At 51.6% G+C, this 22700-nt stretch carries 13 protein-coding genes; 5 read left to right on the top strand and 8 right to left on the bottom strand.

Translation table 11 applies throughout. The features are described from left to right. Positions 1 to 66: 66 nt before the first annotated feature. From OGX81_RS11075 to OGX81_RS11085, 3 genes are all read right to left on the bottom strand, one after another. A complete protein-coding gene (locus tag OGX81_RS11075) occupies positions 67 to 1578 on the bottom strand; it encodes an EAL domain-containing protein (protein ID WP_104868388.1) in 1512 nt (503 codons plus the stop codon). Between the two features lie 62 nt (positions 1579 to 1640). Further along, positions 1641 to 2222 carry a LuxR C-terminal-related transcriptional regulator gene (locus OGX81_RS11080; protein WP_012131411.1) on the bottom strand — a complete coding sequence of 194 codons (582 nt, stop codon included), beginning with the start codon at positions 2220 to 2222 and terminating at the stop codon, positions 1641 to 1643. Positions 2223 to 2319: 97 nt separating this feature from the next. Further along, on the bottom strand, positions 2320 to 9279 hold the full coding sequence (locus OGX81_RS11085) for an autotransporter outer membrane beta-barrel domain-containing protein (protein ID WP_104868387.1): 6960 nt from the start codon (positions 9277 to 9279) through the stop codon (positions 2320 to 2322). Positions 9280 to 10197: 918 nt separating this feature from the next. Between OGX81_RS11085 and lpxP the strand changes: the two genes are divergently transcribed. Next, positions 10198 to 11118, top strand: coding sequence for a kdo(2)-lipid IV(A) palmitoleoyltransferase (lpxP, locus tag OGX81_RS11090; RefSeq protein ID WP_012131406.1), 921 nt, complete (start codon positions 10198 to 10200; stop codon positions 11116 to 11118). A 379-nt stretch (positions 11119 to 11497) separates the two neighbouring features. Beyond that, on the top strand, positions 11498 to 11569 hold the full coding sequence (gene ypdK / locus OGX81_RS11095; RefSeq protein WP_010723117.1) for a membrane protein YpdK: 72 nt from the start codon (positions 11498 to 11500) through the stop codon (positions 11567 to 11569). 51 nt (positions 11570 to 11620) lie between these two features. Here the strand turns inward: ypdK and alaC are convergent, their stop codons facing one another. Beyond that, positions 11621 to 12859, bottom strand: a complete 1239-nt coding sequence (gene alaC, locus OGX81_RS11100; RefSeq protein WP_012131405.1) for an alanine transaminase — start codon at positions 12857 to 12859, stop codon at positions 11621 to 11623. Positions 12860 to 13248: 389 nt separating this feature from the next. Here alaC and ypdA point away from each other — a divergent pair, with 389 nt between their 5' ends. The 3 genes from ypdA to OGX81_RS11115 are packed head-to-tail and all read left to right on the top strand — an operon-like array spanning position 13249 to position 16567. Then, positions 13249 to 14946 carry a two-component system sensor histidine kinase YpdA gene (gene ypdA / locus OGX81_RS11105; RefSeq protein ID WP_104868386.1) on the top strand — a complete coding sequence of 566 codons (1698 nt, stop codon included), beginning with the start codon at positions 13249 to 13251 and terminating at the stop codon, positions 14944 to 14946. A gap of 14 nt (positions 14947 to 14960) precedes the next feature. Continuing rightward, on the top strand, positions 14961 to 15695 hold the full coding sequence (gene ypdB, locus OGX81_RS11110) for a two-component system response regulator YpdB (RefSeq protein ID WP_012131403.1): 735 nt from the start codon (positions 14961 to 14963) through the stop codon (positions 15693 to 15695). Between the two features lie 14 nt (positions 15696 to 15709). After that, positions 15710 to 16567: an AraC family transcriptional regulator gene (locus OGX81_RS11115; protein ID WP_012131402.1), complete on the top strand. Its 858-nt coding sequence runs from the start codon at positions 15710 to 15712 to the stop codon at positions 16565 to 16567. 218 nt (positions 16568 to 16785) lie between these two features. Here OGX81_RS11115 and ptsP read toward each other — a convergent pair whose 3' ends face one another. Genes ptsP through OGX81_RS11135 form a run of 4 tightly spaced genes read right to left on the bottom strand, consistent with a single transcriptional unit; the run spans position 16786 to position 22694 of the window. Continuing rightward, positions 16786 to 19281 carry a phosphoenolpyruvate--protein phosphotransferase gene (gene ptsP, locus OGX81_RS11120; protein WP_104868385.1) on the bottom strand — a complete coding sequence of 832 codons (2496 nt, stop codon included), beginning with the start codon at positions 19279 to 19281 and terminating at the stop codon, positions 16786 to 16788. 26 nt (positions 19282 to 19307) lie between these two features. Next, the gene (gene ypdE / locus OGX81_RS11125; RefSeq protein WP_047462219.1) at positions 19308 to 20345 is read right to left on the bottom strand and encodes an aminopeptidase; all 1038 of its coding nucleotides are present in this window, start codon (positions 20343 to 20345) and stop codon (positions 19308 to 19310) included. Further along, the gene (ypdF, locus tag OGX81_RS11130; protein ID WP_024130141.1) at positions 20345 to 21430 is read right to left on the bottom strand and encodes an aminopeptidase; all 1086 of its coding nucleotides are present in this window, start codon (positions 21428 to 21430) and stop codon (positions 20345 to 20347) included. Before ypdF ends, ypdE begins: the two co-directional genes overlap by 1 nt. A gap of 16 nt (positions 21431 to 21446) precedes the next feature. Next, positions 21447 to 22694: a PTS fructose transporter subunit IIC gene (locus OGX81_RS11135; RefSeq protein WP_047462213.1), complete on the bottom strand. Its 1248-nt coding sequence runs from the start codon at positions 22692 to 22694 to the stop codon at positions 21447 to 21449. Positions 22695 to 22700 lie beyond the last annotated feature (6 nt).

Raw genomic sequence — 22700 nt, forward strand, 5'->3', positions numbered from 1 at the left:
CATGCGCATATTACTCCATGTAATATGCGCATGATATATCGATAAATTTCGCATTATTATCAGAAATTAACACAGTAATACTTTATCGCTCTGAATAATATACTGCATTAAATGAAAACTGGACAATGGCATTGACCAGTAATTCCCCTGTTGTAAAACAACACCGCGCAGTGATAAATAGTGGTACTGCTGATCATTTTCAATACCATCCGCGATAATCGTATAATTTTTATTTACCGCCGAACGAATAATATCATCAACACTCGCGACAGGTTCTTTGGAGTCCGAGATTAATCCGGTAATTGACTTTTCAATTCTGACAGCATCAACCGGAAGGTATAAATTACGGTCAGCATTTAAACGCTCTAAAAATAAGGAACTCATTTTAATTTTAATGCCTTCAACACGTAACCTCCTGAGAACTGAATCAAACTCAAGCGTTGTATCACGATAAACAACCTCAGGAAATTCCAGCGTCAGTTTTACATCGCTGGGCAAGCGTTGTTGAAACTCAACAAACGAATCAATAAGTTCTGGCATAGCGATCATCGATTCACTAAGTCGGAAATTAATGTAGAATGTTCTCGGCAGTCTGAGGCGTAAAGAGAGTATATCTTTTTCCACCTGTCGTAAAATAAAGTTAACTAATGGAGATATCATCCCGGTTTTATTTGCCAGAGAGATAATCTCTTCATTAATAACGGATGTATCGTTCCCCTTCTTCCATCGCATGACCACTTCTGCGCCATATAATGCCCCGGAAGCACAATTCATGACGGGTTCGTAATAAGGAACGAACTGCTGTTTGCGCAGCCCCCGGCGAAGTTGTATATACCGGGACATCGCGATTCGTTGTAGCGTATAGTTAAACAGAAAAGCGGCAGGGACGGCAATCGCTGCGGATAAAAAGAGAATAAAAATAAAGTTAAGAACAGAAGCAATGCCCGTATGTTCCGGGTATTCCATTACCTGATAATCAAACATATTAGATTGTTGCCAGGCGGAGTTTTGAAAATCAATACTGTTTGTACTGATTAACTTATCATCGGAGAGAATATTTCCATTCACGTTAACAAGTAAACGACTGTCTGCAAGCAGCGACTTAAACCAGTAGGTACTGATCGTCACCACTATTGCGTTATTTCCTCTCACAGTAACGTAGGCTAATACAGGCTCCCCGCGAAATGCCGGCGTTTCATCAACTAAAAATAGCCGATTACCGTTCTCCCCTGCGGTTAAATTGCTGAGTTCAGGTTTCGCCATCCCGGATGAGCAATATACCCGCGAATCCTGCAACAGGAAAATGCCCCCAATATGCGGATAACGGTGTATCTGTTTCGTCAGCATACGCACCGTTTCATCTGAGCAGCGTTCTGTTAAATGCGCGGTCAACGAATCTGATATCTGTTTCGCTTCAAACAGCAGCGAATCTACGCGCTGGATTAATGCTCTTTTGTCATTATCTACCCGGCTGGACGCACCCAGCCAAAAAGTCACCATGCCGGTTATAGTGATGGTTAAGAATACGATCACAAAAACTAGCTTGTTTCCCACCAATCCCCCAGCATGTTGTTTCATTGAGTTCTGTAAAAGTCCCTTTAAATATAAGCAAGACTCATTGTCATCCTAGCTTACGTAGATTAAACCTCTATTAAAACCTCACTCTGCCTTTTTGTAAAGGTTTCAGGCGTGATGACAGAGAGTTTAACCGGTTTTCGCATTTGATTGTTTTTATACTCAACATACTCATGCCACAATCTCAGCCAGGCCAGATACTCAACGAAAAACTTTGTTGTTTTATTGATGCTCAGCTTTCGCAAGGCGTTCATTTTTTGATTACTGATCGTCTTTTCGCTGACCTTGAACTGTTCTGCAATTCGTCGTTGACTGATCCCCTGACAAACTTTTTTTATGACGCGTAACTCACTTACGGTTAATACTTCTCGCTTCCGTCTGACAGCGGGATGAGATTTCGTTTTTGATAGCAGCGTTTCGATTTTGAATTTTCTGTTTTTCTCGGTGAGATAAATACGCCGACAATGTGAAAAAATCAAAATCGGTTCATGGAAAAAAGGCATCTTTGCCTCTTCAGTATCAAGCATATAGAGACAATCGCGCCCCGTATCAAACACAATCAAATTACGGGTGGTATTCAATGCCATTCTTTCTACTAATGCGCTAACCCCAAGATGGAAAAAACTATTTTCTGAGATTACAATCATTCATCCCTCACTCTATTCTTCCTGAAGAAAATTGTTTTTTAATGTTATAAAGATGAGAACTCACGACAGAAAAAGGGGGCACGACGCCCCCTTTCTGCTATTTAAAGTTATATTTAATCCCTATCATTGCTGAGGTGTCATTGTATCCTTTATCGCCCAGCTGGACGCCGACATTCCCCCAGACATTGAGTTGTGGATTAATTTGCCCCTCAACGCCCGTTTTTATTTCACCCAGATTACGCGCGCCTTCCTGCCGGATGCTGACACCATCCATTTTTGTGCCGAAATCGCGCGTATTGTGGAGCCAGTTCACTTCCACGAACGGCTGGAACTCGCGTGCTTTGCCTTCATCAATCGCGCTGTGGCCTTTCAGGAAAGTACGGACGCCCAGTCGGGTCTGAACGTTGCCGTCCCCTTCACCGCTGATACGTGTGCCATTCGATTCACGATGATCGTCAGCTTCGACGCCCATCCAAATGGCCTGCGCCTGCGGCTGGATAAACCATTCATTTTTAGAGCCCTTACTTCCTGCAAATTCACCCAGCTTGTGGGTGTACCCCAGCTCCAGCGACCCGGTGATCCCTTTGGATTTGTACGATTCGCTCTGAATATCCTGGCCTTTGACGCTGTTATTAAACCAGCTGTACTGTGCCCATGAATCCAGATAAGCGCCCTGATGCGTTTCATCATTGGCATACCACGTTGCATACACCCCGGCGCTGTAGCCGTTCACGGAACCGTCAGAGCGATACCCTGTCGATGAGGAGCGCGTGTTGCTGCTGTTGTGTCCATATCCGGCCATGACGCCAAGGTGCCAGCGATCCAGTCCGTCGCCGCTCCAGCGGGCAACATCACCCCCTACCTGCATCACATAGCGGTTACTCTGGGTTTTAAGCTGACCGGAGCTGTCCCGCCAGGCATTATGCCCGCCCGCCTGACGCATCCACATGCTGGTGACTTTCTTCTCGCCCGTCAGCGCGTCAATGTACTGCGTTTCGCCAAGACGATCGTGAAGCCGCGTAACAAACAGCGTATTGGCTGCCGCCAGGTTAGCTGTCCAGGAGCCCGGTTCAGGACGGATATCGGGTTCAGGTTTCGGGCCCGGCCCCGGATTTGGATCTGTCTTATGGCTGGTTAAATACCAGTTACCGTTGTTGTCGCCCTGACCACGGGCCAGTGAATAATCATACGCCCCGGCCACAATCCTGCCGTCCTGCGTAAACTCACCGTCGGACTGACCATCAACATGAATCACTTCAATGCCATTGATCGTCTGCGCGCCAGAACCGCCAGCATTCGTCACGCTGACGCCGGTTGTGCCAGAGGTGTTTCCTTTAACAATCAGTTTATCCGTGACGGAATTATCATCATTCAACGCGGTATTCAGATGAAGATGACCGCCATCTCCCTGATAGTTCCCGTTTACCACAAGCTGATTACCGGCATCTTTACCTTTGCTTCCGGTCCAGATATCGCCGCTGTTCGTCAGATTGCCGCCTACGGTAAAGCTGACAGGTGAAGAAACCGCTCTGCGAGCCGCGCTGACGTCATCGCCAATCAATAGCGTGCCCTGGTTAGCCATATTTCCGGCTACGCCGCCAAACCCGGATAAGCGCCCGTCTTTCCCGATATTGACCTGATGACTGGCCAGCGTGAACGCGTTATCCGCGCTGCCCAGAGTCAGACCACCGGCATTGATATCCGTCGCGCCGGTCCACTGGGCGCTGTCGCTAAGCGTGACGTTGCCGCTGCCATTCTTCACCACGCTCCCGCTACCTGTAACACCGTTCTCCAGCGACCAGTTTTCGTGAGTGTTCAGCACAAACTTACCGGCATTCTGAATCGCGGAGGTGCCTAACTGCTGCGCGGAAGAGGCCGTCAGCGTGGAGTCGTTGTCGATGTCGAAGGTCCCGGCAAAATGGCTATTGTTGCCAGCAAGCACCACATCACTGGCATCCAGTGCGACTTTCCCGGCATCGCTGATGCTGTTGTACAGCACGCCCGTGGCGTTGCTCAGATTAAGCAGTCCGGCGGCAACAATATCTCCGGTTCCCAGCCCTAGCGTATTATCCAGCACCGCCGTCGCGCCCTGAGCAATCGTGGTCGTCGCCTTCAGCCCCGTATTCGCCCCGGAGACATTCAGGGTTCCGCCTGCAACGGTGAGCTCCCCGTCGCCCGTCAGTACGCCAGACGCTTCACCACCGTTTGTCAACGTCAGATGACCGCCGTTCAAATCGGTCAGAGAGCCGCTTTCAGCCGTGAGCTTGCCGATGGTTTGTGAATGACCGCGCATATCAAACCCGGTATCGCCAGCCAGTTTCAGCTCGCGGGTATTTCCCAGCACGTTATCGTTCAGCATCGCCAGATTACCGCTGCGCACATCGGTGACGCCGCTGTAATCATTGTCCATATTCGACAGCGTCACCGTCTGGCCTTTCTGGCTGTCAAACGCCAGATCGCCGCTACCGGTCACTCTGGCGCTCAGGTCAGCCGCGTTGCCACTTTTCCCGTTCGCATCAAGGATAAGCGCATCGGCGTCTTTACCCAACAAATCGACCTGGGTCAGGCCATAGCTGACATAAAGTCCGTCATCACTGTCACCGCCGGTCAGACGATAGTCATACGTTCCTTTCGCCACCACCACGCCATTCTGGGCGATATCGGCAGTGATGCTATCGCTGATCACATTACCGTCTTTATCTTTCAGCACCAGGTTACCGGCGCCCCCCTGAACGGCGGTGTCAGAGGTCGCCAGTTTAATCAATGCCTGCGCGTCATCCTGTTCCAGTATTGGACGATGCGTATCAGCCTGAGGACGATCGTTACTGACCGTTCCGCTGTCAACCTGAACCGTACCGCGACCAGAGAGATCCATCGCGCCAGCGTGAATCGTTCCTAAAGCCGTTGGGTTACCCGGAGTTACGCCGTCAAACTGTACGGTCCCCCCTTTGAAATCCAGACCGCCGATATTCTGCTCGCCGCTGCCGACATGGGTAATGCTGCCATTTCCAGCTTGCAGCGTAGCGTTGCTAAGCGCCTGAGTATTCAGACCGTCAAGTTCAAAACGGCTGTTAGTAAGCGCCAGCGTACCGGCAAAACCATCTGCGGCATTATTAGCATCAAAGTTGAAGTGGTTATTCGCCGTATCAACGGCAACAACTCCCGTCCCGGCAAGATGGCTTTTAAAAGTCACATCCGCCGTATTCTTAATACTAAGCTGGCTGGAACCGTCAATGGTGTATCCGGTTCCCGCGCCATCAAGTTCGTCGTCACCCAGCCCCAGTGCAACGTTGTCGAGGGTAAAAACAGAATTATTCGCCAGCGCAATATGCTCCATGCCGTTAATGGCATCAGCACGGGTTAAAGTGTATGACGAATTCTCAAGCTGTAATGTGTCGTCGCCGCTGCCGCCATTTAATGACGTGAACAATGAGCCGCTTTCATTCTCGCTGATATTCTTCAGAATGAAGTTATCTTTGCCGCTGCCGCTGGTAATGTCAGTCGCAGTGCTTCCTGATTCAAGGATCACCGTATTGTCGCCATTAAGCAGATTCACCTGACCGACAATATTTGCCCCACTGGCATTGGTGAAGGTAATCCCGTTACCACTGTTCATTTCCAGCGCAGTGTGGCTGGCATCCAGCGCCAGGATATCGCCTTTATTGATAAAGCTCTCAAGTACGCCGTTATTCAAATCGACCACCGCCGCCTTGTCAGACACCGAGATCAGTTTGCCGGATTGCTCTACATTCTTCGTCGTCCCCTGGACAACCAGCGCTGATTTCCCGTCACTGTCCAGGACGTTAACGCTGGCACCGGTTTTCAGGTCGGTGGATGCTCGGGTAATAATCCCGTTCCCCTGAGCACCGTTCACATTGATCACCAGATCTCTGGAGTCAGACATATCCAGCGTCTGATCGGTGTCAGAGCCATCAGCCACGTTCTCAAACAGTATCCCTGTACCGCTGCCATTAATATTGATCGTGCCGGAGTTGGTTTGCGCCATCGATGCGCCGGTGTGAACACCCACGCCATTACCGACATTAATCGTGGTATTTTTCAACTGAATACCGCTAATCGCGGCTTTGTTTTCAATTGCGTTGCCGCTACCAGCGCTATCCATTGTGATAGTCGCACCATCAACCGTCAGGCCTTTCGCGCCAGTATCCAGTAAGATCCCGTGAGCGGTGCCCGCCGCCCGGGTTTCACCGTTACCATTCAGCGCCAGCGTGGCGTTGTTCCCAACCAGATAGGCAGCCTGGCCATCCGTTGCGGTCACCACGCCACTGTTGGTCACCTCTGAGTTAGCGCCCTGAATATTAACCGCCACGCCATTCACAGTGACATCAGAATGGTTTTCCAGGATCCCGCCATCCACCAGTATCCCGGTACTGTTGTCAGCCGTGAAATTAATCGAGCCTTCATGGATCAGACGGCCGCCATTTCTGGCGATGTAGCCAAATGCGCCGTCTGCCGTGTTTGCTGTCTCCAGCACCGCATAACTGGTTAATACGGAGTCACCTTTTTGCGCATCATTAACGGAGCCATCAAGGTTGTAATAGTTACCATCAACAATGCCGGCAGTGGTATCTTTCCCGGCCACCCTGACAATAACCGCATCCGAGGTAATTTCGCCCGTCGCGCCTCCTTCAATTCGGATGCCCGTCGCTCCTGTCCCCGTGACGCTAAGAGCAAGTTTACCGGAATCAAAGTGGCTACCAGCACCGGTTGTCCGAATAATCGTTGCGCCATCACCAGAAGCGTTTAGCTGCGCTGAGCTATCGGCAGAACCATAGAAGCTGGCGCCTCCGTCAACGCGGTACAGCGTGGCATTCTGGGTTGACGCGTCCTGAACGCTGGAGGCCGCGTTTTTGATAGTAGAACCCGCGCCAAAAATATAATAGCCCGTCTGATTAACGCCATCTTTGAAATTGACAGTACCATTCTCGGTAACATCAATTTCACCTTTATCACGCGCATGAACCCCAATAGCGCCATCGCCACTTAAATTTACGGTGCCAGACAATATTGCCAGCGCCTTTTCACCCTGGACGTAAATACCATAGTTGGCATAGTGGGTTACTGGGTCCAGTCCACCATTAATATTAATCGTGCCCGAACTGGTTATCTGACCATTTTCCAGCACCTGTATCCCGGTACTGTTCAGGCCGTTCAGATTAATGATGCCATCATGAACGACTTTAGCGGCCTGGGTTCCTGCGCGTGCAATAATACCAATATTCGAAGAAACGGACTCCCCGGTTACAGCACCATTGATATTAATGCTCCCTTTTTGATCGAGAGTTGCATTCCCGCCAACATCAATCGCTGTCGCATTCTGGACTTTACTGCCAATAATAATCTGTGAAGTATCGGAACCGTTATAAGTACCATTACCGTACAGATGAACCCCAATTGACTGCTGCTTGATCGCGATATCCGTGTTTGCATCATCAGGTGCACGCTGCGCCAGGCGACCAATATACAATGTGCCCCGGTTATTAAAGGTGGTGTTTTGTTGGGTAACGACGCCGATATTGGCACCATTACCTAATATACTGTTCGCCTCATTACTCGCTGCAATATTAATAGCACCATCATTATTAAGCGTGGCATTACCGCTCATCAACACGCCGGTATTACCATAATAGTTACCTCTGGCCGCAACATTTATCACGCCGCTGCTGTTGTTATTAATTACAGAGGAACCATTAGCCAGAATGGCAGTATGCGCACCTTGCGCTACGCCCGCCGCCCCACTTGAGAAAAAATCCGCCATTTCGGGGTTCGTGCCCGCATCAATAACGCCGTTGTTATCAACAAAAGACGTATTTCTCGCAGCAATGATATAAGCGCCGCGATAAGTATTACCTGCGGTACCAAGGGTGCCGTTGTTTGTCAGTCTGGCGCCATTTTCCAGGTTAACAACCGTAGCATCCGATCCCACTAACTGAATGTTGGCATCCTTATCGATAACCACATTGGTGCCGCTGCCCACGCCATGAATATAGGATACCGCATCCCTGTTAACAAAGGCTCTGATGGCATCATCAGCCGCAATACTCCCCGTATCAGCGAAGATCCCGTGCAGTGAGGTATCCCTGGCTTTATTCAGTTCATCAGCATATTGCGCCTCCGTTAGCTGAATTTGCCCATCCTGGAGCGCCTGAATCAACGCATCGTTATACGCCTTGAACTCATCAATGTTGGTAATATTCTGCTTACCAATAACGCTGTCAAACTCACCAACAAAATCAGCCGCCGTCATCCATGCCAGTGCATTGCTGGCGTCTTTTATATTGTTATCACTATTCCCCAGTTGAACGACTGTTTTAGACTGGTAGTTAAGGCTGCCGCCATTAGTGACATGATAAGCAGACGATAAGTTTTGCGTATTTACCGAACTTTTCATGATAACGTTGAACTGGTTATCCGCAGCACCGACCCAATTCCCCGTTTTCTGACCGACATCGACATCAAGAGAAGCGCCCGCCCCAACCTGATACAAATTACGATCGACATACTGACCATCTTTTCCGACGGGTTGAGAAACGACAACCCGGAAATCTTTGGCCGCTTCGGTCTGCATATCATTGTTATCATAAACTTTCATCGTTACCGTGCTACCGGTAACGGGGTCGGTGTAATTTATAGATTTGGTCTGCGAGCCCATACGGAAGATATCTTTATCCACCCATTGCCCGGAATCGCCAGTAATTAACCCATCCTCTCTGGCCTGACCAAGCGTTGTCCAGGTATATCCTGTTTCTCCTCGCTGTATTCCAGAAAAACCGCCTGTCAAATGCGTGGAACCAGAAATAATCTCTTCAAACGGATCCTGAGGAGAGAAATCATAAACCTGTAAATCGGCGGCGAATGTGCCAGTCGTTAAAATACACGAAATCGAAACAGCCAGCGCACTCATTAATGGGTATTTTAAAAGACTGCCAAAACTGGTGCTCCCGGCCGTGCTTTTACAATAACCACGCGCTAATTCAGATGCCACGACAAATATATTCAGCCTGGAGTTCCAGATGACTTTAAACACTTTATTCATAATTTTACCATTATTCAAAACGCCGCATTGATACGTGGCAAAACATTAAAAAGACACCATTCGCCCCAACGCATCGACTAGCAAATATCGATTTCTTGCCAGACAAGAAATCCAAATCGTTAAACAACCAATACTTCTCAGAACGTGGCGAGTTTATCACAAGCAACAAACATTGATCGATTACAACGATCGTATAGTTAATTTTGATAGGCGCTAACTATTAAAATTCAAATGATGATCGTTCATAGCGATCAATGCAGGAAAATAAAAATCATAGAAAAAACCGATATTTCCTTTTTAACCACATGATTTATATAGGTATAATTAATTACCTGACTTATATTTTTTATGTTTATTATTGTTTTTTTAAGGTGGAAAAGATTTATTTGATGGGGTAATCTGAACATCGATTATTTAATGTCTTAATTTGTTATCTAATTGATATAAAACATGTTTTTATTTAGTTAAGATTATTCTTAAAATCGCTGTTTTTTGATTTAAAATATCCTTTGTTAACTCATTTAATTAAATGCTTCCATCAATGAGAATATTTAAAGCAATTGTTATCACATTCAGAAGCGTCAGACTCTGACAGGCTTACCGGCCAGAAGCGGCTTTTCAGGGAAAACGAACATGTGTACACACATAAAAAACCATTTAAAAACAATAAATTAATAACAAAACCACCCCCATCAAAAAATATTTACGCATCTTAATTAATAATTTCTGGCTGATATTAATCCCCCGGTGGTACATTAGTTGTCCAAGCATTCATGCCCCTCGTGGTTTTGTCCTGACTAAGCTTTACACTCTTTACAGGAACCATTGTCGTACATGATGGCCTAACTATCGTGAGTGTACCGCTGCGGACAATGAATCTTCTGCGATACATATTGTTCGTATCAACAGAGGGTATTTATGTTCCCACAATGCAAATTTTCTCGTGCGCTACTGCACCCGCGCTACTGGCTTACCTGGTTTGGTCTTACTGTACTCTGGTTACTGGTGCTGCTTCCCTACCCCGTTTTACGCTTCCTGGGTACGCGAACCGGCAGACTTGCCCGTCCCTTTCTGAAACGTCGCGAATCCATCGCCCGTAAGAATCTTGAGCTTTGCTTCCCCAATCTGACGCCGGAAGAAAGGGAAAAGATGATAGTGGAGAACTTCCACTCCCTCGGTATGGCACTTATTGAAACGGGTATGGCGTGGTTCTGGCCTGATAAGCGGGTACGTAAATGGTTTGATGTGGACGGTCTGGATAACCTCACACAGGCGCAAGCGCAAAAACGCGGTGTGATGGTCGTAGGCGTCCACTTTATGTCGCTGGAATTAGGCGGTCGGGTCATGGGGCTGTGCCAGCCGATGATGGCGACATACCGCCCGCACAATAACTCGCTGATGGAGTGGGTTCAGACGCGGGGTCGCATGCGTTCAAATAAAGCGATGATTGGGCGCAACAATCTGCGCGGCATCGTCGGCGCGCTGAAAAAAGGTGAAGCCGTATGGTTCGCCCCGGATCAGGATTACGGCCGTAAAGGCAGTTCATTTGCTCCCTTCTTCGCGGTCAAAGACGTCGCAACGACTAACGGCACCTATGTGTTATCCCGCCTTTCCGGCGCAGCGATGCTGACCGTCACCATGATCAGAAAAGGTGATAACTCAGGTTATCGTCTGTATATCACGCCAGAAATGGAAGGCTACCCGGAAGAAGAGAACCAGGCGGCAGCCTATATGAACAAGATTATTGAGAAAGAGATTATGCGCGCACCTGAGCAATATCTCTGGATCCATCGTCGTTTCAAAACGCGCCCTTTAGGGGAAGCATCGTTGTATGTTTAAAAAAGGCCGCAAGGCCTTTTTTATTGCCCGGCGCTATCTTTTCACCTCAATATCCCTGTTAACCACCTGGTTTTTATGTGACTTTTTCTGAACAGCAATAGCGTCGCTGAATAGCAATTTATTACCGTCAGAAATTAAACTGTCGCCGAATCACGACAGTTGTAAGTTACTAAAAGTAAATAAAAAAATGCCTCTTGTCTCGCCTCATTTTTAGGCGTACATTAGCGCCGTCTGGAGCGATAACGCACAGAATTCTGAGGTGATGCCACAAGAAAGACGGAGAACATTCTCAATCTCATTCTGGCGGGCACCAGCTCTCTATACACAGGTAAATTTAAGTTCATTTAGGCGTGCTTAAAGCGACGCGGAGAGATGAAACGTGAAATATTTCTTTATGGGCATTTCATTTATGGTCATCGTTTGGGCCGGTACTTTTGCCCTGATGATCTAAATTGAAAAGATGCAGCAAAAAACAGGAGCCAGATGGCTCCTGTTTGCTTTTCTACTCGGTACCTTCTGTTACCGATTTCGCCCCCGCAGGCAGCAGGCCGTCTGCGCGGAACATGGTCTTAATACCTCTGATCGCCTGACGTATACGATCCCGGTTTTCTATCAGCGCGAAACGCACATGGGTGTCGCCGTAGTCGCCGAAACCGATCCCCGGCGACACGCACACTTTGGCGTCGTTGAGCAGCTTTTTCGCAAATTCCAGCGACCCCATTGCCGCGTACTGCTCCGGTATTTTTGCCCAGACATACATCGAGGCTTTTGGCATTTCGACCATCCATCCGGCTTCATGCAAGCCTTTCACCAGTACGTCGCGGCGACGTTTATACTGCTCAGCGATATCACGCACGCACTGTTGATCGCCTTCCAGCGCGGCAATCGCCGCCACCTGTAACGGCGTGAAGGTTCCGTAATCGTGGTAGCTCTTAATCCGCGACAGCGCACTGACTAACGTCTGGTTGCCCACCATAAAGCCAATGCGCCAGCCCGCCATGTTGTAACTTTTCGACAGGGTGAAAAACTCCACCGCCACGTCGCGCGCACCCGGCACCTGCATAATTGACGGCGCTTTCCAGCCGTCATATACGATATCGGCATAGGCCAGATCGTGGACCACCAGCACGTCGTAGCGTTTGGCCAGCGCAACCACTTTTTCGAAGAATTCTAACTCAACGCACTGTGCCGTCGGGTTGGAGGGGAAACCAAGAATCATCATCTTCGGTTTCGGGTAGCTTTCACGGATCGCACGTTCCAGCTCGTTGAAGAAATCCACGCCTTCCACCAGCGGAACCGAACGTACCTGCGCGCCAGCGATGACGGCGCCATAAATATGGATGGGATAACTGGGGTTCGGCACCAGCACGGTATCGCCATGATCAAGGGTTGCCAGCATCAGGTGCGCTAACCCTTCTTTCGAACCAATAGTGACGATCGCTTCCGTTTCTGGATCGATATCCACATCGTAACGTTCCTGATACCAGCGGGAGATCGCCCGGCGTAAACGCGGGATCCCGCGTGAGGTCGAGTAACCATGCGTATCCGGGCGTTGAGCCACCGTACAGAGTTTCTCGACGATATGAGGAGGCGTTGCCCCATCCGGGTTCCCCATGCTGAAGTCAATAATATCTTCGCCGCGCCGACGCGCAGCCATCTTCAGCTCAGCGGTAATGTTAAAAACGTAGGGAGGGAGACGATCAATACGCGTAAAGCGACGTTCAGGGCGGGTATCAGCCATAGTATCCTCAGATTCACGTTAGCGCCCGGACCGTCCGAGCGACGCTGCCACGACCGTGGCATGCTTAGAAAATAGCCTGAAAAAAATCCTCCTGTCGAGAGGCAAACGAAAATATTTTTCATCGGCTTAAAAGGGGAATACTAAAAAGAAAACGGGAATACTCAGCAAAATACCGCCCATAACAACCATCAATTAATTAACATTTTGATATCAATAAAATTACCTTAAGGCGTTCCTCATCCTGGTGAGGTCTTGTCATTTCTCTAACAAAAGATCAATCCCCTTTTAATATTATGGTTTTTCCTCATTAACAGCGCCGCATCAGCGGGCTGGTCATATGGGTGCGGGTTACCTATCATAGTGGTTTAACCCAGTCACAAGAGTCACCCGTGCACGAAATATTCAACATGCTGCTGGCGGTATTTGACCGGGCAGCGCTAATGCTGTTCTGTCTGTTTTTCCTCATCCGTATCCGCCTGTTTCGCGAACTGTTGCATAAGTCAGCGCACTCCCCGAAAGAGCTGCTCGCCGTTACCGCGATTTTCTCGATGTTCGCCCTGTTCAGCACCTGGTCCGGCGTACCGGTCGAAGGCTCGCTGGTGAATGTTCGCATCATCGCCGTGATGTCCGGGGGCATTTTGTTTGGCCCGTGGGTCGGGATCATTACGGGTGTGATCGCCGGTATTCACCGCTACCTTATCGATATTGGCGGGGTCACTGCCGTACCGTGTTTTATCACCAGTATTCTGGCGGGATGTATCGCGGGCTGGATAAACCGGAAAATCCCAAAAGCACAGCACTGGCGCGTGGGTATTTTGGGCGGGATGCTTTGTGAAACCTTGACCATGATTCTGGTCATTGTCTGGGCGCCGACCATCGCGCTGGGCGTAGATATCGTGTCCAAAATCGGTATCCCGATGATCCTCGGCAGCGTATGTATCGGTTTTATCGTGCTGCTGGTTCAAAGCGTGGAGGGCGAGAAAGAGGCCAGCGCCGCACGGCAGGCCAAGCTGGCGCTGGATATCGCTAACAAAACGTTGCCGCTCTTTCGCCAGGTCAACAGCGAATCACTCCGCCAGGTGTGCGAAATCATCCGTCATGATATCCATGCCGACGCGGTAGCAATCACTAATACCGAACACGTTCTGGCCTATGTCGGCGTGGGGGAAACCAACTACCGCAATAACGATGATTTTGTCAGCCCGACCACGCAACAGGCCATCAATTACGGGAAAATCATCATTAAAAACAATGATGAAGCGCACCGCACGCCGGAAATACACTCAATGCTGGTCATCCCATTATGGGAAAAGGGCGTGGTGACCGGGACGCTAAAAATCTACTACTGCCACGCGCATCAGATCACCTCTTCCCTGCAAGAGATGGCGATCGGCCTGTCGCAGATTATCTCCACCCAACTGGAAGTGTCCCGCGCGGAGCAACTGCGGGAAATGGCAAATAAGGCAGAGCTGCGAGCGCTGCAAAGTAAAATTAATCCCCATTTCCTGTTTAATGCGCTGAACGCCATTTCGTCATCCATTCGGCTCAACCCGGACACCGCACGCCAGCTCATTTTTAATCTGTCACGCTATCTGCGCTATAACATTGAATTAAAAGATGATGAGCAAATTGATATCAAAAAGGAGCTGTATCAAATCAAGGACTACATCGCCATTGAGCAGGCTCGTTTTGGCGACAAGCTGACCGTCATTTATGATATTGATGAAGAGGTGAACTGCTGCATTCCCAGCCTGCTTATTCAGCCGCTGGTAGAGAATGCAATCGTCCACGGCATTCAACCCTGTAAAGGAAAAGGCGTAGTGACCATCAGCGTCGCCGAATGCGGCAACCGTGTGCGAATCGCCGTCAGGGATACCGGCCACGGTATTGATCCTAAAGTAATTGAGCGGGTGGAAGCGAATGAAATGCCGGGAAATAAAATCGGCCTGCTGAATGTCCATCATCGCGTTAAGCTGTTATACGGTGAAGGGCTGCACATCCGCCGTCTGGAACCGGGCACCGAAATCGCCTTTTATGTTCCCAATCAGCGCTCCCCTGCCGCCGCACCGGCAACGTTATTGCTTTAACCCGGAGATGAGTAGTGAAAGTCATCATCGTTGAAGATGAATTCCTGGCCCAGCAAGAATTAAGCTGGCTGATAAAAGAGCATAGCCAGATGGAGATTGTCGGTACGTTTGACGACGGTCTGGACGTGCTCAAATTTCTACAGCATAACCGCGTTGACGCCATTTTTCTGGACATCAATATTCCCTCGCTGGATGGCGTACTGCTGGCGCAAAACATCAGCCAGTTCGCCCATAAGCCGTTTATTGTGTTTATTACCGCATGGAAAGAGCACGCGGTAGAGGCGTTTGAACTGGAAGCATTTGACTACATACTGAAGCCGTACCAGGAATCACGCATCGTGGGGATGCTGCAAAAACTGGAGGCCGCCTGGCAACAGCAGCAGGTCGTCGCCGTTCCCGGCAGCCCTGTCGCCCGTGAAAACGACACCATCAATCTGATCAAAGATGAGCGCATTATCGTCACGCCGATCAACGATATCTATTACGCCGAAGCGCATGAAAAGATGACGTTTGTCTACACGCGGCGGGAATCGTATGTCATGCCGATGAATATCACCGAGTTTTGCAGCAAACTGCCAGCGTCGCATTTCTTTCGCTGCCACCGCTCGTTTTGTGTGAATTTGAACAAGATCCGCGAAATCGAACCCTGGTTTAACAACACGTACATCCTGCGGCTCAAAGATCTGGAATTTGAAATCCCGGTCAGTCGGAGTAAAGTGAAAGAGTTCAGGCAGTTAATGCATTTATGACGCAGGATTAGGTGATGAAAGAGCCAGGCTTGCCCGCAGACCAACAGTTTTTTGCCGATCTGTTCAGCGGCCTGGTGTTAAACCCGCAGCGGCTGGGACGCGTCTGGTTTGCCACGCAACATACCGCTCTCCCCACAGGCAGCCTGTGTATTGATTTACCGCGTCTCGACATCGTATTGCGCGGAGAATACGGTAACCTGCTCGAAAAAAAACAGCACGCCCTGACGGAGGGGGAGATGCTGTTCATCCCCGCCAGGGCGGCAAACCTGCCCGGTAGCGATAAACCGGTGATGCTGTTAAGTCTGGTGTTTGCCCCGGCCTGGTTAGGATTATCGTTTTACGATAACCGTACCGCTTCCCTGTTACGCCCGGTGCGACGCATTGAGTTAGCGCACCAGCAGCGCGGCGAAGGGGAAGCCATGCTCACGGCTCTGACCCACCTGAGCCGCTCGCCTCAGGCGCAGGATATTATTCAGCCTCTGGTTCTCAGCCTGCTGCATCTGTGCCGTAGCGTGGTCAATACTCGCCCGGACTCACGCCGCCCGCGCTCGGAATTTCTCTATCACAGTATGTGCAACTGGGTGCAGGACAACTACGCCCGGCCGCTGACGCGAGAAAGCGTGGCGCAGTTTTTCAATATCACGCCGAATCACTTATCAAAACTGTTCACCCAGCACGGCACCATGAGTTTTGTCGAGTATGTTCGCTGGGTGCGAATGGCGAAGGCGCGCATCATTTTGCAGAAGTACCATCTGTCGATTAGCGAGGTGGCGGAACGTTGCGGATACCACGACAGCGACTATTTTTGCCGCCTGTTTCGTCGGCAGTTTGGCCTGACGCCGGGAGAGTACAGCGCGCGTTTTCAGGGTTAACCGCCGGATGGCGGCGTAACGCCTTATCCGGCCTACGCGTAAAACGGATAACCGGGCGTAACCGCCGGATGGCGGCGTAAATGCCTTATCCGGCCTACATGTAAAACGGATAACCGGGCATAACCGCCGGATGCGGTGTACACGTAAAACGAATAATTGGGCGTACACGTAGGCCCGGTAAGCGAAGCGCCACCGGGCATTCACTCAGACACGCAGACTCAAAACGTCAGTTCCGCCTCCAGCAGCGCCAGAAGACTTTCGGCATCCTGAGCGGCGAACAGCGACTGACGGAAGTTTTTATTCACCAGCTTACGCGCCAGCTGCGAAAAGACTTTCACATGGTTAATCCCTTCATCAGCGCCCAGCGTCAACATAATCACCAGCTCAACCTCGCCCATCTCCGACTGCCAGTCAACAGGGCGCGCCAGCCGCGCAATGCTGATGCTGGAATGGCGTATCCACTGTGATTTGGTATGCGGGATCGCCACGCCAAAACCAACGGCAGTCGTGACAATCTCCTCGCGTTGCCAGACATCCTCTTCCAGCTCAAACGGATGCTCAGTACGCCCGTTTACGCCGAGATTGCCGCAAAGAAACTGGATCACCTGCTCTTTGTTGCTCAATGACTCGCCCACAAAGATATTTTCCAGCGCCAGCAGCGGACGCACGTCTTTTTGCGGCGCAAACTGATTCAACAGCGTTTCAATCTCCTCTGCGCTACGACACTCACAGGCCTGCGCCGCAAGCGCCCGGCACGCCTGGCTGTCCATCTGTCGCAGCTGGCTTTTCACGCCAGGGATTCGCGGACTGCTCATGCTTAATTCATCCAGTTCCAGCCCCAGCAGCAGCGGTAAATACCGGCTTTCACCGCCCAGCTCGCCGCAAATCCCCACCCATTTTCCGTGCTGATGCGCCGTGCGGACGATCTGCTGCAACATGCGCAGGAATGACGGCGTAATCGGGTTATACAGCGGCGAGACGCGCGGATTATTACGATCGACGGCATACAGATACTGGGTCATATCGTTCGAGCCGATGCTAAAGAAATCCACCTCATCGCAGAAGTGGTCGATGATGTAACAGACCGACGGAACTTCCACCATAATCCCCAGCGGGATCGTTGCAACATGGCGCAGCCCGTCTCTTTTGAGTTCCACGATCGCTTTTTGCAGCTCGCTTTTAACCCACAGGATCTGATCGAGACTGTGCACCATCGGGATCATCAGTTGCGCCTGACCAAAGGTTGCCGCACGCAAAATAGCGCGAAGCTGCGTGCGAAACAGCCCGGCAAACTCAGGATAAATACGCACGGCGCGATAGCCGAGGAAAGGGTTCTCTTCCTGCGGGATATTGAGATAGCGAATATTTTTATCGCCGCCAATGTCCATCGTGCGAAAAATAACCGGCTTCTCTCCCGCCGCCAGCAGTACCTGCTGGTAGGCCTCAAACTGTTCCTGTTCGTCAGGAGCGCTGTCGCGATCCATGAACAACATTTCGGTGCGGAACAGACCGATGCCTTCCGCGCCATTGGCAAACGCGCCCGGCGCTTCCAGCGCCGTACCAATATTGGCGGCGATATCAAGACGCTGATTATCCCGGGAGAAAGCAGGCAAAGACGCTTCTCTCGCCTGTTGCTGTTGACGCTTATCCGCCAGTTGCTGCGCAATGGCGTAATAGCCGCAGACGGCGGCGTTCGGGTTAATCGCCAGCACGCCGCACTGGGCATCCAGCACCGCAGGTTGCCCGGCATAGCGACTGAGCGCGTCCAGGGGCAGCCCGCTGAGCACCGGAATCGCGGATGCGCGCGCCAGAATCAGCGTGTGCGACGTTCTGCCGGTTTTCTCCAGAATCATGCCGGACAGGTGCTGCAAATCGAGGCTCAGGAACTGGCTTGGCGTCAGATCTTCCGCCACCAGAATGGTCGGCTGTTCAAGAATCAACGTATTACGCGGGCGTCGTTCCGGCCAGGTGATATGCAGCAACTGTTCGCTAATATCACGGATATCGCTTACCCGCTCGCGTAAGTAGTCGCTTGCGGAGGACGACAGCTTGTCGCACACCTGCTCCATATTGGCGATAATCGCCGCGCCCAACCCCTTGTGCTGCTCGTCCATCAGGCGGCGAATGTTTCCCGCAAACTCGTCATCCTGGATCAGCGACAGATGGGCGCTAAGGATCGTTTTACTTTCACCGTCACGTTCGCGAAGCTGTTGATTAAGCTGCTCCGCCAGCGTCGCCAGACTATGTTCGAGCCGGGTGCTGTCTTCCGCGCTGGCCGGAATTGCGCGATACGCCTCCAGATTGTCGTTTTGCCACAACGTGAGCGCGCCAGCGCCGACACCGTTAGCCAATACCGCGCCATACAGTAAATCGGGATTCAGTCGAACCAGCGAGCGCGGCAGCGGATGCGCCGCCAGTTCCGCAGAGGTCGGCTGAACGCTGTCACTGTCGATAAACCGGTGCTGGAGATAGGTCTCCAGAGAACGCCTGGCCTGCTCTTCATCACTGCCGCTAATGTTCAGACTGCAACTGTCGTTAAACAGCGTTCCGGTGCCGATCAGCGCCAGCGAGCTTTTCGCGTCCGCACGCGCATTCTGGCGATGGTTAATAAACGTCACCTCGCTTTGCCACTGGCTACACTGCTCTTTCAGTTCCCACGCCGGACGCGCATGCAGGCCATTTGGCAACGGGCAGAGAAATTGAATCGTTAACATAACAACTCCTGATTAACGCAAGACGCTCATCTGAAATCCGTAAGATGAACGACAGTCTCACGCGTAAGACGGGTAATAAGTGCCGATAAAAGTTGCTGCGTGTGGATAATGTCGCGGCAATCCGCAATGGACGCAGCGCAATGCCCATGACGCGTGGCGGGCCCAATAACCACCGTCGGGGTTCCCGTCCCGGTCAAATGCACCGCTCCGCCATCCGTCCCTCCATTACTGAACATATCCAGTTGCAGCGGCAGACCGGAGTCGCTGGCGACGCTTTCAACCCAGGCGGTCAGTTTGGGCGGCGCGATGAGCGACTTATCGGCAAGCACCAGCATCGGCCCTTTACCGATCTGCCGATGATTCGCCGCGCCATAATCAAAGTTTTTCGCCCAGCAGGCGGTGTCCAGCACGATAGCGATATCGGGAGCAACCGCGCGAGCGGCCGTTTGCCCGCCGCGTAACCCGACCTCTTCGCTGGAGCTGGCTACCAGCCAGACCTCGGCGGGCAGCGCTGCGTCATGCCATTCACGCAGCAGCATGATCAACAAGTAGCACCCCAGTCGGTCATCAAACGCTTTCCCCATTACCCGCTGGTGTGGCAGCACCTGAAACGCAGAGTCAAAAGTGACGCGATCGCCAGGTCGAACGCCCGCCTGGATCACCTCATCATATGAGCGTGCGCCAATATCGACCCGCAAGGCGCCAACCTCATTTCCATTACGCTCGCCATCCAGCAAACCGGGAATTTTACTGTCTTCCCGCGTGGTAATACGCACGGGCTGGAGCTGGCGGGCCGCCATACGCACGTTGCCGACCGGCAACACATCGATCGCCCCTTCCGACGAGATACTGCGCACAATAAACCCCACCTCATCCATGTGCGCGCAGATCATCACTTTCGGCCCATCGGACTCATTAAGACGGATCAGCACCGATCCCAGCCCGTCAAAGCGCACCTCTTTGTGCAGACGATCCGCTTCCTCCAGTAAGATCTGGCGCACTTCCTGCTCTGAGGAGGCAATGGCATCCGCCTCGCTCAGGGCTTTTAACAGCGATAAATCCATTATGCTTCTCCCGTGAGCAATACTGTTTTCGGCATCGTGTAGAGCACTTCCGCGCCGTCTTCCGTGACCAGTACGACATCTTCAATACGCACGCCGCCCTGCCCCGGCAGGTAAATGCCCGGCTCTACGGTCAGCAACATGCCTGCGGCAAGTCGGGTGGTATCCGTTGGTGAAAAGCGCGGCGCTTCATGCACCTCAATGCCGATAGCGTGCCCGGTGTTGTGGCCAAAATAATCGCCATAGCCCGCCGCCTCAATCACCCGACGAGCCGCAGCATCCACCGCCTGGCAGCACACGCCCGGACGAATGGCGGCAATCGCCGTCTGCTGCGCCTCAAGAACCGTCTGGTAAACGGCGAACAGCGGATGAGATGCGACGGGCGCATCCTGCCCGCTCACGAGGAATGTTCGCGTCATATCCGAACAATACCCCTGATATTGCGCCCCAAAATCCAGGGTAATAAATTCACCCGCCGCGACGATTTTTTCGCTGGCTTTACCGTGGGGTAACGCCCCACGCCAGCCGCTGGCGACGATGGTGTCAAAAGAGGCTTTTTCCGCCCCCTGCTGGCGCATAAACCACTCCAGCTCCGCGGCAATTTCTCGTTCGCGAAGGCCGGGGCGAATAAAACGGCGGATATGCTCTGCGCTGCAATCGGCAATCCGGCAGGCCTCGCGTATCAACGCTATTTCCTGTGCCGTTTTGATCTGTCGCAGCGCGTCCGGCGACGCGCTCACCAGCTTCGCCCGCAGCCTTTCCTGCCAGCGTTGCGCGCAATCCCAACTCACCTGCGCGCCTTCAAAACCAATGACCTGCAATTGCTCGTCGTCGATTATCTGGTTCACAATGGAAGTCAGCGTCTGCGACCCGGCCAACAGATGCAGTTGATCGCCATGCGCTCGCGCTTCAACGTCAGCGTAATATCGGCCATCCACCAGCAGATGCGCGCTTTTATGCGTGATAAAAACAAACCCGGCGCTGCTGGAAATCCCCAAATGCGGTTGCTTGTTCTGCCGGGATGAAATCAATACCGCATCCAGGCGTTGTTCCACCAGCCACTGGCGAAGCGATGCACGTAACGTCATGATGTCAGTCCTTTTTTCAGAGGCTTTCAATCAGCAGTTTGCCTCTGCGATACATCATGTGACGCAGGAAAACGACCATCAGCGCCGTGATCACCGCCCCTAACACGATCCCCGCCATATAGACGCCAAGATTGCTCACCAGCGGCCATGCCCAAATCGCAGACTCAGGGAACCACTGCACGGCGCCCAGCCAGACGGCGGTTGTCGAGCCGACAATCGCGCCCACCATATACGAAGGGATTGCCGTGATCGGGCTTTCCAGCGCGAAAGGAATCGCCCCCTCGCTGATCCCCATAAACGCCAGGAACATCGCGGTTTTGCCTTGCGGATACAGTTGCGCGTTAAACAGGCGTTTACCGGTTAAGCGACGATCGAGAATCGTTGCCAGCCCCAGACCAATCGGCGGGATCACAATCGCGATAGAACGCGCGGTGACGGGTAAAACATGATCGGTAGTGAAACTAAAAGCGACAAATCCTGCGGCCTTGTTAATCGGGCCGCCGAGGTCAATTGCCGTTGCCGCCGAGATCCCCATCGCATACATCAGCGTTCCTTTTTCACCCGCCGCCGTCAGTAGCGTGCGGATACCGCCGTTGATCCATCCGCCAAACGGAGTGATCACGTAGTACATCGCCAGCATCACAAAAATGGCGGACAAAATGGGCAGCAAAAAGGTGGTTTTGAAGGCCAGTAAGAAATCAGGCAACTGGATTTTTTGATTCATCCACTTCACCAGATAGCCCGCGACAATCGAGATAATCAGCGCCCCGATGAACGTTGACGGTACGGGCGCGGTCGTTACCCATTGCAGGCTGGCCGGGTCAAAATTCAGTATCTGGGTTGGCTGGGTGGACATTAAGCCGCCGATGAATCCTGCGGGAAAGGCCAGCTTACCGCCGATAGAGTTAGCGACAAACGCCGCGAACATTGGAATCGCAAAGCCAAACAACACGCCGCCAAAGGATTGCGATAGCCAGGCGAATTTCAGTAATGAGAGGTTAAAACCGTCGAATTTTCCGCTATTCAGCGCATCCATAATGCCGGTATCTGCGGGAATTTTCAGCCAGCTATAGGCAATCAGCTGGCTGAAAGCGAGAATCACCCCACCCATGATTAACGTGGGCACCATGCGCGAAATACCCGACATGACGTGCTGCGGAAGTTCGCCCCAGAAGCTGTTACGGGAGGCCGGAGGGGTTTTTATTGCCGCTGCCGCACCGGATGCGCCAGGCACAACGGTTGCACTGCGTTTTTTAATGGCCATATGTGT

The organism is Citrobacter sp. CK206 (assembly GCF_030333125.1).
Classification (GTDB): domain Bacteria; phylum Pseudomonadota; class Gammaproteobacteria; order Enterobacterales; family Enterobacteriaceae; genus Citrobacter_B; species Citrobacter_B koseri.